General features: G+C 59.5%; 10 protein-coding genes. 4 read left to right on the top strand and 6 right to left on the bottom strand.

Annotation, left to right across the window (positions count from 1 at the left end):
• Positions 1-54 precede the first annotated feature (54 nt).
• The gene (locus QP891_RS08315; protein ID WP_284770598.1) at positions 55-861 is read left to right on the top strand and encodes a DNA-formamidopyrimidine glycosylase family protein; all 807 of its coding nucleotides are present in this window, start codon (positions 55-57) and stop codon (positions 859-861) included.
• A 35-nt stretch (positions 862-896) separates the two neighbouring features.
• On the top strand, positions 897-1322 hold the full coding sequence (locus tag QP891_RS08310; RefSeq protein ID WP_284770599.1) for a YccF domain-containing protein: 426 nt from the start codon (positions 897-899) through the stop codon (positions 1320-1322).
• 204 nt (positions 1323-1526) lie between these two features.
• Here QP891_RS08310 and pgi read toward each other — a convergent pair whose 3' ends face one another.
• The 3 genes from pgi to QP891_RS08295 form a co-directional block, all read right to left on the bottom strand.
• Entirely contained in the window at positions 1527-3164 is a 1638-nt protein-coding gene (pgi, locus tag QP891_RS08305) for a glucose-6-phosphate isomerase (RefSeq protein ID WP_284770600.1), read from the bottom strand.
• 98 nt (positions 3165-3262) lie between these two features.
• Positions 3263-4609, bottom strand: coding sequence for a Na+/H+ antiporter family protein (locus tag QP891_RS08300; RefSeq protein ID WP_284770601.1), 1347 nt, complete (start codon positions 4607-4609; stop codon positions 3263-3265).
• A 65-nt stretch (positions 4610-4674) separates the two neighbouring features.
• Positions 4675-4998 carry a chorismate mutase gene (locus tag QP891_RS08295; protein ID WP_284817029.1) on the bottom strand — a complete coding sequence of 108 codons (324 nt, stop codon included), beginning with the start codon at positions 4996-4998 and terminating at the stop codon, positions 4675-4677.
• 118 nt (positions 4999-5116) lie between these two features.
• On the opposite strand from QP891_RS08295, the gene pcrA reads away from it, so the two are divergent.
• Positions 5117-7648, top strand: coding sequence for a DNA helicase PcrA (gene pcrA, locus QP891_RS08290; protein ID WP_284770602.1), 2532 nt, complete (start codon positions 5117-5119; stop codon positions 7646-7648).
• On the opposite strand, the gene QP891_RS08285 is transcribed toward pcrA, so the two are convergent.
• From QP891_RS08285 to QP891_RS08275, 3 genes are all read right to left on the bottom strand, one after another.
• A complete protein-coding gene (locus QP891_RS08285) occupies positions 7645-8403 on the bottom strand; it encodes a M23 family metallopeptidase (RefSeq protein WP_284770603.1) in 759 nt (252 codons plus the stop codon). The two genes, pcrA and QP891_RS08285, sit on opposite strands and share 4 nt — an antisense overlap.
• 424 nt (positions 8404-8827) lie before the next feature.
• Positions 8828-10465, bottom strand: coding sequence for a histidine-type phosphatase (locus tag QP891_RS08280; protein WP_284770604.1), 1638 nt, complete (start codon positions 10463-10465; stop codon positions 8828-8830).
• Positions 10466-10712: 247 nt separating this feature from the next.
• A complete protein-coding gene (locus tag QP891_RS08275; protein WP_284770605.1) occupies positions 10713-11468 on the bottom strand; it encodes a M23 family metallopeptidase in 756 nt (251 codons plus the stop codon).
• 517 nt (positions 11469-11985) lie between these two features.
• Here QP891_RS08275 and QP891_RS08270 point away from each other — a divergent pair.
• Complete coding sequence (locus tag QP891_RS08270; RefSeq protein WP_284770606.1) at positions 11986-13788, top strand: cell division protein PerM; 1803 nt, start codon at positions 11986-11988, stop codon at positions 13786-13788.
• The last annotated feature ends 2 nt before the right edge of the window (positions 13789-13790 follow it).

Raw genomic sequence — 13790 nt, 5'->3', positions numbered from 1 at the left:
GTGTATTTTGGTGGGGCCACAGTGTCTGAGGCCCACGGAAGGAGGCCAGCCCCCATGCCCGAAGGCGATTCCGTCCTACAACTTTCGCGCCGGCTGCAGTTTATGGCCGGGCGCGAGGTCACCGGCTGTTCCGTGCGCGTACCGCAGCACGCCACCGTTAACCTCACCGGCACCATCTGTGAGCGCGTGTGGCCGTATGGCAAACACCTCTTCATGCAATTCGACCAGACCATCGTGCACACCCACCTAAAGATGGAGGGCGCCTGGGCCATCCACTACGCTGGCGACCGCTGGCGCAAGCCCGGACATAGCGCGCGCATCGTACTGCAACTGGCCCATTCACCGCGCGATATTGAACTCGTAGGCCACTGGTTGGGCTTTGTCGATATCTTCGACGCGGATCAATACTTTAGCCGCATCGCGCACCTTGGCCCGGATATCTTGGACCCCGACTGGGACCGCGAGGAGGCGGTGCGCCGTCTGCGCGCGCGACCCGAGCGCAGCATCGGCACGGCGTTATTGGACCAGAAGGTCGTGGCAGGCATTGGTAATGAATACCGCGCCGAAATCTGCTTCCTCGCCGGCGTTCACCCGGCCGCCCCGGTGGCAGAAGTGGATGTGGAACAGGTATTGGACATCGGCAAGCGCATCATGTGGGCCAACCGGAACTCGCCCATCCGCGTGACCACCGGCGTGCGCCGGGCCGGGGAGACCACCTATGTCTTTGGGCGCAACCGCAAGCGTTGTCGGCGCTGCGGCACCATCATCCAGAAGGATTCCCTGGGCGGCGTTGACCGCGGTGGGGACGAGGGTGAATTAGAGCGCATCATCTGGTTCTGCCCGCACTGCCAGCCGCTCTAAGGTTCCTTTACGCTTTTCGCGCTAAGCTGGCGGGCATGCGATCACTACTAAATCTTGTATTTAATATCATCTGGTTACTCTCCGGCGGCATCGTTCTTGCGCTGGGTTACTTCCTCTTCGGCATCATCGCCTGCATCTTCATCGTGACGATTCCGGCGGGCGTGGCCTCGTTCCGCATGGGTCAGTTCGCCCTGTGGCCGTTCGGCCGCTCCGTGGTTGAGCCCCGCAAGGGCACCGGCGGAATGTCTTCCATCTCCAATGTCATCTGGTTCGTCATCGCTGGTCTGTGGCTATCCATCGGCCACGTCGTGACCGCCGTCATCCAGGCGATTACCATCATCGGTATCCCCGTTGCCTGGGCCAACCTCAAGATGATTCCAGTGACCTGCTTCCCCTTCGGCCGCAAGGTTGTTAGCTCGAAGAACATCCCGGCCGGCTGGCAGCCCATGGTGAAGCTGTAAATTCACCTCGCCTGAAAGCGCCCGGCCCGAAGCGAAATGTTGCTTCGCGGCTGGGCGCTTTAGTGATCTGTGGTGCTTAGGCACGAAAATGTCCACAACAACCGCGTTTGTCTGAATTTGAGGGCAGATTTTTCAAGAACGCGGTTGTTTTGGACACTTTTACGTGCCCGGGGCGCCTGGGCACGGGCACGGCGCGGGCCGGAACTAACGGTTGGCGCGGTACCAGCCGATGAGCTTATCGGTGGACTGGTCGCCGGAATCTACCTCTTGGCTGCCGGAGACGGCAGGGGCCAGGTCATTGGCCTGCTGCTTGCCCAGCTCCACGCCCCATTGGTCGAAGGAGTTGATATCCCAGATGATGCCCTGGGTAAAGACGATGTGCTCGTAGAGCGCAATGAGCGCGCCCAGGGTGGAGGGGGTAAGCTCCTCGGCCATAATCGTGGTGGTGGGCCGGTTGCCCGGCATCACCTTGTGCGGTACGAGGTCTTCGTCAACTCCCTCGGCGGCGATTTCTTCAGCCGTCTTGCCAAAGGCCAGCACCTTGGTTTGGGCGAAGAAATTGCCCATGAGCAAGTCATGCATCGAGCCGGTGCCGTCCGCGGTGGGGAAATCCTCCTTGGGGCGGGCAAAGCCGATGAAGTCCGCCGGGATGAGGCGGGTGCCCTGGTGCATGAGTTGGTAAAAGGCGTGCTGGCCGTTGGTACCCGGCTCGCCCCAGTAAATTTCGCCGGTGTTTCCAGTGGTGACCGCGGTGCCATCGCGGCGCACGGACTTGCCGTTAGATTCCATGGTCAGCTGTTGCAGGTAGGCCGGGAAGCGGCCGAGGTCCTGCGCGTACGGCAGGACGGCGTGGGTTTGGGCGCCAAAGAAATTGGTGTACCAGATGCCCAGCAGGCCCATAAGAACGGGCACATTGCGCTCTAGCGGGGTGGTGCGGAAGTGCTCATCCATGGCGTGGAAACCTTCCAACAAGCGCATGAAGTCCATCGGGCCAATGGTGCACATCAAGGACAGGCCGATGGCGGAATCGAGGGAGTAGCGACCGCCCACCCAATCCCAGAACGGGAACATGTTGTCCGTATCGATGCCGAATTTCTCCACCTGCTCCGCATTGGTGGATACGGCCACGAAGTGCTTGGCTACGGCGGATTCATCGCCATCGAATTGATCGATGAGCCAGCGGCGGGCCGCGTGCGCATTAGTCAGGGTTTCTTGCGTAGTAAAGGACTTGGAGGAAACGATAAAGAGGGTGGAGCCGGCATCGAGCCCGTCCAAGGTGGCGGCCATATTGGCAGGGTCCACGTTGGAGACGAACTCCGCGGAAATGCCGGCCACCTCATAGGAGCGCAGGGCTTCTGCGGCCATGGCCGGGCCGAGGTCAGAACCGCCGATGCCGATATTGACCACCTTTTTGATGGTGTGGCCGGTATGCCCCAACCAAGATCCGGAGCGCAGGGCGGTGGCGAAATCACGCATGCGTCCTAGGACTTCGTGGACATCAGCGGCGACATCTTGGCCATCGACGTGCAAGTCATCTTCTACCGGCAGGCGCAGGGCGGTGTGCAGCACGGCGCGATCCTCGGTGTTATTGAGATGCTCGCCTGCAAACATGGCATCGCGGCGGCCTTCCACATCGGCGGCGCGGGCTACCTCGACTAGGTGCTGGAGGATCTCTTCATCGATGAGGTTTTTGGATAGATCCACGTGCAGGCCGGCGGCGTCGAAGGTGTAGTTCTCGGCGCGGTTCGCGTCTGTGGCGAAGAGATCGCGCAGGCGCATGTCCTGCTTTTCTTCATATACCTTGACCAGGTCTTTCCACTGGGGCGATGCGGTGATATCCATGGCAATTGGCCTTTCTGGCGACGAGCGCATTGGCAATGTGTACCCCTCCCACCGTAGTCGAGAATGAGTGCCAACGGCACCGTGAGAAGTGTGGCGTTTTAGAGGATGAGGGCGCCCGCCCAGCCGGCGATGAGAAGTGGGATATTGAAGTGGATAAAGGTGGGGATGACGGAGTCACGGATGTGATCGTGTTGGCCATCGGCGCCGAGGCCGGCGGTGGGGCCGAGGGTGGAATCGGAGGCGGGGGAGCCGGCATCGCCAAGCGCACCTGCAGTACCGATGAGCGCTACCGTGGCCGCGGGGCTAAAGCCGAGCGAGGCACACAGGGGAACGTAGATAACGGAGATGATGGGCAAGGTGGAAAAGGACGAGCCAATGCCCATGGTGACCACCAGGCCGACTAAAAGCATGGCGCCTGCGGAGAGAAACTTATTGGTGCCAAAGAGGTTGGCGGTGGCATCGACAAGCGGGCCGACTTCCTCCGTCGCCGTCATGACAGAGGCAAAGCCCTGCGCGGTGATCATGATAAAGCCGATAAGCGCCATCATTTTCATGCCGTTGGTAAAAACGTCATCGGCGTGCTTCCAATCCACCGCGCCGGAAATGAGCAAGATACCCAGGCCGGTCAGGGCGCCGACGAGCAGGCCATCGGATTCGAAATCGAGCGTCTGCATGATGATTTGGACGGCGAAGGTGGCAATAATCGCCAGGATGGAGACCCAGATTTTATACGTCGAGGGTGTTTCCTGGTGCTCTTCGGCGGCAATAGGCCGGTCCTCGTACTCGCGCGGGGCGCGGTAGCTGATAAAGATGGCGATGAGCAGGCCGGTGAGCATGCCCAGGGCGGGAATGGCCATGACCTGCATAATATTGATATCGGAGGTATCCAGGCCAGCCTCTTCGATATTGAAGAGCAGGATATCGTTCAAATAGATGGACCCGAAGCCCACCGGAATGAACATGTAGGTGGTGATAAGGCCGAAGGTCAGGCACGTGGTGATAAGGCGTCGATCCAGCTTGAGCTTATTAATCACCGCCAATAGCGGTGGGACGAGCAGCGGGATGAAGGCAATGTGAACGGGGATGAGGTTCTGGCTCATCACGGCCATGGCGATAAGGCCAATAACGAGCATCCACTTGGTGGTGGCCGCGGCCTTGGGATCTAATTCGCCGGTGCCGCCGAGCTTGGCGATGAGAAAATTGGCCAGGATCTGCGGCAGCCCGGCGGAGGCAACACCCATCGCGAAGGCGCCCAAGAGGGCATAGCTTAAGGCAATCTTGGCGCCGCCGCCGAGCCCGTCCTGGAAGGCGAGCATGGTGGCATCCAGGCCCATGCCGGATATTAGGCCGCCGACGATCGCGCCGATGAAAAGCGCCACCACCACGTGCACGCGCAAGAGGGCGAGCGCGAGCATGACGATGACGGCGATGAGTACTGCGTTCATGCCCCGAAAGCGTACTGCATAGTATGGGCTAGCCCGTAATTAATCCGAGGGGTTGAGAGGTGGCCTTACCCCAGGCGGCCGCGCCCCATGCGCAGCAGGGCAGAGGCGATGGTGGGGCCTTCCTCACCAAGCTCCGCGCGGAACTCGTTGAGGATGGCGATCTCGCGGGTGTGCACCAAGCGCGTGCCACCGGAGCTCATGCGGGTGCGGCCCACCGCGCGAGAGACCTCGGTGCGGCGCTTGACCGCATCCAAGATGATCTTGTCAAGGCGGTTGATTTCCTCGCGATACTGCTGGATTTCCGCATCAGATAGGGGATCGTCCGTGCCGGTGGGCGTGCGGATATCCAAGCCATTGTCAACGATGGATTCATTATCTTCAGCGGTCATGGTCCCTTATTCTGCCACTTTGTCGTGCCAAGGTGCTACTTGGTCAGGGTTTTGGAAAGCGCAGTGTATGCCGCAATTACCGGCCATGTCCGGTGGTGCTAGTAGGTTGGTAGGCATTATGACGAATAACTCTCCATTTAGCCCTTCTTCCACCCCGCGCGAACCCGCATCTGGCACTACCTCCCGTGGCGGTTTTGCCCCTAGCCAGAATCCCTTTGGTAGCACGCCCAGGCCCGCGGAATCCGATCCTTTAACCCAAGGTTTGAACCCGCAGCAATTAGAGGCGGTTACCCACACCGGCAGGCCCCTGCTGATCGTCGCCGGTGCCGGTTCCGGTAAGACGGCGGTGCTTACCCGCCGCATCGCGTACCTCATGCGCCATCGCGGGGTAAACCCGTGGGAAATCCTCGCCATTACCTTTACCAATAAGGCCGCCGCTGAAATGAAAGAGCGCGTGGGCTCTCTGGTGGGACCGGTGGCCGAGCGCATGTGGGTATCTACCTTCCACTCCATCTGCGTGCGCATTTTGCGCCAGAACGCGCAACTCGTACCGGGGCTTAATACCAACTTCACCATTTATGATGGCGATGATGCCCGCCGGCTTCTATCCATGATTGCCAAGGATATGCAGCTGGATCTGAAGAAGTACACCCCGCGCGTGCTGGCGAACCAGATTTCCAACCACAAAAATGAGCTCGTGGGCCCGGCTGAAGCGGCAGAAAAGGCGCAGCAGACAAAGAACCCGTTTGAAACAACCGTGGCGGATGTCTACGCCGAGTACCAGCGCCGCCTGCGCGCGGCCAATGCGGTGGACTTCGACGACCTTATCGGGGAAGTAGTGCGCATTTTCACCGAGCACCGCCAGGTGGTGGAGTTTTATCGTCGGCGGTTTAAGCACGTGCTGATTGATGAGTACCAGGACACCAACCACGCCCAGTACGCGCTGGTAGCAGCGTTGGTGGGCAAGGGCGAGCTAGGCCCCGATGCCCCAGAGCTGTGCGTGGTGGGTGATTCCGATCAGTCCATTTATGCCTTCCGCGGCGCTACTATCCGCAATATCGAGGAATTCGAGCGCGATTACCCGCAGGCACACACCATCCTATTGGAGCAGAACTATCGCTCCACGCAGACCATTTTGAACGCGGCCAATGCCGTGATTGCGAAAAATGAGAACCGCAGGGAGAAAAACCTGTGGACCGCGCATGGTGATGGCGAATCCATCGTGGGGTATGTGGCGGATAATGAGCACGATGAAGCCCGCTTTATCGCCGCGGAGATTGATGCGCTGGCGGATAAGGGCCACAGCTACTCCGATATCGCCGTGATGTACCGGACTAATAATGCCTCCCGCGCGCTGGAGGATATCTTCATTCGCTCCGGCATCCCCTATAAGGTCGTTGGCGGAACACGCTTTTATGAGCGCCGCGAAATCCGCGATATGGTGGCCTACCTGCGCATTATGGATAACCCGGACGATACGGTGAGCCTGCGCCGCATCATCAACGTTCCCAAGCGCGCTATTGGTGATAAAGCCCAGGGCCAGATTGCCCTGCACGCGGAGAACCAGGGGATAAGCTTTGGCAAGGCGCTTGCCGATGTCCCCCGGGGCGACGTCCCCGGCCTCGGCACCCGCGCCGTTAATGCGGTTACCAAATTCAACGACATGATGGATGGCATCCGCGCACAAATCCCAGGCATGCGCGATGAGGTGACCGGCCAGCCCGATTTGGGAGAGTTGCTCACCGCCATCCTGGATGCCACCGGATACAAGGCGGAGTTAGAAAACTCCAATGATCCGCAGGACGGTGCGCGCCTTGATAACCTCAATGAGCTGGTGTCCGTAGCCCGCGAATTTACCTCGGAGGCTGCCAACCAGTTGGCCGCTGCTGGTGCGGATGCCGTCGATCCCAATGAGCTAATAGAAGAAGGCGAAGCCGCGCCGGGCTCGTTGCAAGCCTTTTTGGAGAAGGTCTCGCTGGTCGCGGATGCGGATCAGATTCCGGATTCTGAGACAGGGGTAGTAACGATGATGACCCTGCACACGGCGAAGGGCTTGGAGTTTCCCGTCGTCTTTGTCGCTGGTTGGGAGGACGGCCAATTCCCGCACATGCGCTCGCTGGGTAACCCGAAGGAATTAAGCGAAGAGCGCCGCCTGGCCTACGTGGGCATTACTCGCGCCCGCGAAAAGTTGTACCTCACGCGCGCCATCTTGCGCTCTGCGTGGGGCAATCCGGTAACCAATCCCGCCAGTCGCTTCCTCGCCGAGATCCCAGAGGATCTCATCGACTGGCGGCGAGAGGATTCCGATAGTGACCTCACCGGTTCCTGGGGAGCCGATGACTATCAATATGGCCGGAGCTATCGCCGCGGTTCTAGCGGCGGCTATTCCGGCGGTGGGGGTGCTGGGTTTGGCCAGCGCGCTACGTCTTCCCCTTCGCAACGCACTCGCCAGCCTGCAGCTAATTCCATGCCGAAGAATAAGAACCTCAACCTTGCGGTAGGAGACCGCGTCAATCACGCGAAGTACGGGCTTGGAACCGTGATTGAAACGGCCGGTTCCGGCGCCCGCGCCACGGTGATCGTGGACTTCGGTTCCTCCGGCAAGGTGCGGCTCATGCTCATCGGCGGTGTGCCGATGGAAAAGCTCTAGACCGAAATCCCGCGCTCGTCGAACCAGCCCACTGGGTCAACGGCTGCGCCGCCGCCTGGGTGGATTTCGAAGTGCAGGTGCGGGCCGGTGGAGCGGCCCTCATTGCCGATGTCCGCGATGTGGTCGCCGGCAGAAACGTGGTCTCCCACATTGACGCGCAGCGAGTTGGCGGGCATGTGGCCGTAGACAGAGATGCTGCCATCGACGTGCTGGATGCGAATCCAGTTGCCAAAGCCTTGTGCTGGACCGGAGTTAATGACTGTGCCGTCCATGACGGAGTAGATCGGGGTTCCGACTGGGTTGGCGACGTCGATGCCGTTGTGCATCGCGCCCCAGCGCATACCGAATCCCGAGGTCAAGGTGCCGGAGGTGGGAAAGACCACCGTATTGCCAGCGGCGTCCTTGCCACGCTCGGGGGTCAGCCCGGAGCGGTCTCCCTCGGGAGCGAAGGCTTCCCGCAGGCCCGGAACGGAGGAGGGGTCCAAGACGATGTTGACTCCGCCGGATTCATTCTGGCTAAATTCCGGGACCGCATCGCCGTTGAGTACACCAACGGCGGTATTTGCGAGGCCGACGGCGGCGTCGATCACGCCTGCGTTATCAACGTTGGTGGCTTCCGGCTCAGAGGAGCCATTCGAAACGTCCACGCTAGCCACTGGATCAGCAGCAAAAGCGGAGGTGCCGGTAGCAAAAACGGTGCCAAGCGTGATGATGCTTAGCGCTACATTCCTGCGTGCGCGGTTCATGCGCTTCATAAGTTTAAGTCCTTTTCATGGCTGTGCATGGTCTCGAGGCGCGCAAACCTTGAAGGTTTCGCGTCTTTCAACTGCCCTGTGCGACACGCCGGGGGAATGGAAATACCCCATTTGGCGTTCGCTTGTGGCAACGAGTTAAAAGTTAGCCTGCCCATGGGTACCGCGCAATCTGGAAAAATGCTGGTAGAAACCACGATTATTCGAAAAGTTTCGAACATGCCAGCTTGTTGCGCGTGTTACGAAAGTGGCCAAAGTTGCGGGTTTGAAGTACTGGTTTAAGTTCTGGGGGTAGCTGGCGGGGGTGCTGGGATGAGCTTGTCGGTGTCGAGTCGGAAAACTGCCATTTACCTGCGACAAGGCCCTGTACTGGACTCGGCTGAAAGCGTCTTGGGGTCCCTGTCGGGCAGGGTCATTCCTAAGGGCGTTAGAAGGGGAGCTGGCTACCAAATTTGTGCAGTTGTTGTTGAATTTGTGGGCCGAAAGCGTTGACCGCACCGATTCCTATACCGATGGTCAGTGCGCCCGCAATGGCACCGATGATCCCCCAGAACTGCGGCTTGGAAGAGAGGGAATCAGCAACCGGTAGTTGGTGATCTGCAGCGTCTTCAGCATCCATGAGGTTGGCTTGAGAGTGATCTGAGGTGGAGCCTAAGGGTAAGCAATCGGCGAGCTCCTCGATAGTATAAAACGTTGAGTCAGCGGCAATAGGCTCACAGCCATCGTGGAACGGGATTTCCTTTTCGTTGTAGAGCATCCGCACAAGGGTCTCTCCGCGATCATTTTGGAATGCGTCCCATTGAATATTCGCGCCCATCGGGGAGACGGTATCACCACGCCATGCGGAGTTATCCCAGCTGTATAAATCATCCTCTGGGACACCTTGTTCGGAACCAGGCAGCTTCAGTAGGGCAGCCAGCGGGATGATGGTCTCGGCGTGGCCGAAGCGATAATTGGCCGCCACGTCGCCGCCAGCAGCGCGGTCCTGAACGTTTCTAATCATCTCCTCAAGCAGTGGTTCATAGTTGTCGTAGGCAATCGTCTGGCCCTGGATAGCCGGGCCTTTCTCATAGAAGTCTTCTACGTCAAGCAGGTACGCAAAGGTTGGTCCGCTGGTATCGTCCATGTACTCATCAAAGATCCACCCCTCCGCCGGGGCCTTTTCCTCGTGCTCCAAAGCTGGAGCGATGATGTAGAGGTTGTAGAACTGCAAGGCGGCGTCAACGATGCCCTCAACGGATTTATCGTCCTTTTCTCGGGCGGAAAAGCGAACGGAGCCATCTGCTAAACCGTTGATAAATTCTGGCGTAAAAATCTTAGCCAGCAAGCTGCGTGCAGCCTGCTGCGACTCTGGCTTGGCGTAGGCCTGTTGTACTTTTTCCTGTAAAGCCTGAGAGTCCTTCCACTCTGTATAGCGCTGATAGGATGCAGCGTTTTTATCCTTGTGTGCGTACATCAGGTCAGGGCGTGCGGCGATATTAACGTGGCCATCTTTCGTGTCATCGTCCAAGTGTGTGGCCAGTGAAGGGGACTGTTCCAGTAGACCTTCCCCGAAGTTCCACCCAGAGTCATTGGCGCGGTCCTCTCCAGAGGAAGTGAAGCTCACCTTGAGGTCCTCGGCGGCAATCGATCCCAGTAGCTCCGCATTGCGCTGTGCATTGCGCTTGCCGATGCCCCTGAGCTCTTCTCGTCCCACTTCCGTCAGGTTTCCATAACCGGCTTCTTGGCCAGGGCCACCGGATAGCTCTCGGTTTACCGCTATCATGGCCTCTACTTGCGGGATGAGCTTTGTACCGAGCTCGGTGAGCTGATCGCGTTGTTGGGCATACTCCAGCATCTGCTGCGCGAGGTCATCGTATTTAAAGCTTGATAGCCCGCGGGATCCGTGGCGATCTACCGTTGAGGCGTAAATCTGGTGAAACCCACTGGGGGCTTCGGCGTAGCTTGATCCCTGTGGCTGGTAATGCTGCTTGGAGTAGTAGGTGGCGCCTTCGGAAGCTAGAGCTGGTGCGGGCGCGAGGGTACAGCTAAGGGCAGTGATGAGGGAGAGAGTGCGTGTACGCATATGAGTATTCCTTGCTGGAGAGCTGGATAAAAAGACAGCTGACAGCTTAAGGGCCGCATCTTGCAATCACATGGCATGTAGGTAAATTGCGGGAATACTTTTCGGCTCTCGGCGGAGTGTGCGACGCGTCGGCGAATCGGGATTGAATTTTGCTGCTGCGAGCCAGCGGAGGTGGATGAGACAGTAGGTATAGCAAAAGCGCCGCAGAGGATATCTGTGGCGCTTTAACAAGAAGGGAAGAAGGCTCTTAGAGCTGGATGCCTCGCTCGGCCAGCCATGCCTGTGGGTCAACGGCGTCACCGGAGTTCGGGTGAACCTCAAAGTGGAGGTGAGAACCGGTGGAGAAGCCCATGGAGCCCATGCCGGCGATCTTCTGGCCGGCACGCACGTGCTCGCCCACGGCAACGTCGAGGGTCTGCATGTGGCCATAGACGGTCATGGTGCCGTCATCGTGGAGGATGCGGATCCACTGGCCGTAGCCGGAGGCAGGGCCGGAATCGATAACGGTGCCGTCCATGATGGAGAAGATGGGGGTTCCAATGGCGTTGGCGATGTCAACGCCGGCGTGGAACGAACCCCAGCGCGGCCCGAAGCCGGAGGTGAAGGCGCCTTCAGCGGGGCGGGCAATGGAGGGGGCGCGAGCGGCAAGGTCCTCGGCGGCGCGGTCAGCGGAAGCCTGGATGGACTTGCTCAGCTGGTCCACCAAGTTGGTGACCGGCTTTGCCTCAGCAACGTTGAGGATCTGCGGTGCAGCATCGGAGGAGCCTGCTGGGGCGTTGTTAACCTCGGAAGTATCAGCGGCAAGCTTGTAGTCAACAGACTGCGTCTTGGTGGTGGTAGTTGCAGTGTTGTCGGACTCAACGTTAGCGGCAGCTGCGCCGCCTACGCCGGCGGTGGATACGGCACCGGCTGCAACGGTCATGACAGCGATACGACCCTTGGTGGTCTGCGAGGTGACAATCTTGCGATGGCGGCCGGCGCCACGCTGAACTTTGCTTCGCATTAAATCTTCTTTCGTATCTTTCACAATCTTCAAAAAGAGCGTTACATCGTCTCTGGGGTAGTTACGAGATTGTGACCTTCTTGTTACCAACGAGATGTAACAGTAGCGTCTCAAAAAGATAACAGCAAGCCAAAAGTTGATTTTTTCTCGGGCCGATCTGGAATAAGCCTACATGCAGGCAACTTCTGGAGAATTTTACGCATGGTGCGATATAGATCTCTTAAAGCCAAGCCCCCGCGGTAGCCCCGAGTCTGTAATAGTGCACCTTAGGTGCCGGTTGTGGAAGCGCCCCCGCATGAAATTACTGTGACCAGTGGGGGATAAGGGGGAAAACTTCATTCCTTATATATATGTCTACAGTAGTTACTGAAGAAGTCCACGGTGATTTTGGAGGTGCCTCGTCGCGCCACCCCGCTACCGCGCGGAAAAGGTGGCAAAGTGGACGCCGATGAACAAAAACACCAGCCCCCAATCTCGGTCAACGCCCCGCCCGCGTAGCCAGGCGCGGGGCCGGACAGTGCAGACAGAGCGCGCCCCTCGTGCACCCCACGCCACCGCGACGCAGAAGCCACATAATTCTGCAGAACGCGTCGCCCGCAAAGCCGGGTCGAAGGCGAAGGCCCGTCGCACGCCGGCTCCGCTGACGAAGGCCGGGCGCATTCGCCAATTATTCATGTCGGCGGCGCTGCCGAATATTATTGTCGTCCTTATTATTGTGGCGCTCGCTTTCGGTGCGCTCTTGCTTTTCGGCTCACCGCTCGCGTGGTTGCCCACCATTGTGGCGGAAGCCTGGATGGTCTTTAACCTCGCGCCGGTATCCGCGGCCGGGGTGGACCTGTCGTTCCTCCCAGCCTTGCCCGCCCTCATCCTCGCAACGGTGGTGGCGGTGCGCGTGCGCGCCGCGGTGAAACACAAAGTCAGCGTGAAGGACCTGGCGATACTTGTCGCTTGCGTGGTGGGCGTTCCCGTGGTGTTGACCTGCATTGCTTGGGTGATGTTGTGGGATGCCGGCAAGGTCTTCGATGTGTCCCCGCCCAACCTTGCTGCCGCGCTGGCCCGGGTTATCGTCGTGCACTTGGCCGCGATGGCGGCTGGCATGGGCGCCCGCCTGTGGCGTGCCTTGGCCAAGCGTTATGGCGCCCCGCCGCTGCTTGTCGATGCCGCCCTTATCGCACTGCGCTACCTTGCCTACCTCGCCATTGGTGCGGCGGTAGTCTTTGTGCTCGTTTTCATCGTCAACTTCTCGCGCCAAGGGGAAATGATGGATGAATATCCGTCCATCTCTGGGCTGGGCATTTTCACCCTTATTTTGTTGAGCCTGCTGTATATCCCCAATGCCATCGTCAGTACCGGGGCAGTGCTGGTGGGCTCGGAGTTTTCGGCAGGGGAGGCACAGGTCAGCCTCTTTAGTACACACCTAGTTCCGTTGCCGCCGCTACCGATTACTGGTGGCATCCCGGCCTCCTCGCCGGGGTGGGCGGTTGTGTTTATGGTGGTTCCCCTCATCGCTGCGACAATGTCGTTGTACAAGAAGCGCCCATCCTTCCAGAAGGCGCTCGCAGCCACAGTGGCTACCGCGGTCATCATGTTCTTCGCGTGCTACCTCGTCAGCGGCACGCTGGGCTACTACGGCCACGCTGGCCCGCACCTGTGGACCGCTGCCGGCCTCGCCGCACTGTGGATCGCCCTTGTGGGCTTGGCCGTCGCGGCAGCCTTTGCGCTCATGAACTGGCGCGACGCCCGCGCAGCCGAGGCGGAGGCAGAGTCCGCGGAGGCGGAGGGCGCTGAAGAGGATTCAGACGGTACCGAAGAGTCGGCGGAAGATTCCGCTGCAGAGGACACCGGTGACGCAGAGCAGTCTGATGCGGACACGGCCGATGCAGACAATGCTGAGGCCGCCGATGCCGACGATGCGGACACCGGTTCTGGCGAGAGCGAATCCGACGAGGGTGAATCGGAATCGAGTGACGGTGACGCAGCTGAGTCCGCTGCGGTAGAAACAGAGGATTCGGCCGACGAAGATGACGCTGCCGCAGAATCCACGGACAACGCAGACACCGCCGAGGACGAAGTTAATGACGACGAGGTCATCGAAGGGAAGGTCGTTGAAGACGGCGCCGACACGGAGGACGCCGCGGGCGATGGTGGGAAAGAGGGGGCATCGGAAAGCAGCGAGCACGATGCGACTGAAGACCCCGAGATCCTGGAAGGCGAGATCGTGGAAGAGGACGCAGACGAGCACGGCGCTGGTGCGGTAGAAGGCGGCGAAGCACCCCAATCGGAAGCGGCAGATTCTACTGAAAGCGGGAAGAGGGACTAGGC

The organism is Corynebacterium sp. MSK310, assembly GCF_030227355.1.
Taxonomy (GTDB): domain Bacteria; phylum Actinomycetota; class Actinomycetes; order Mycobacteriales; family Mycobacteriaceae; genus Corynebacterium; species Corynebacterium rhinophilum.
The sequence above is the reverse complement of the archived record's forward strand: the minus strand, read 5'-3'. Positions and strand labels throughout refer to the sequence as shown.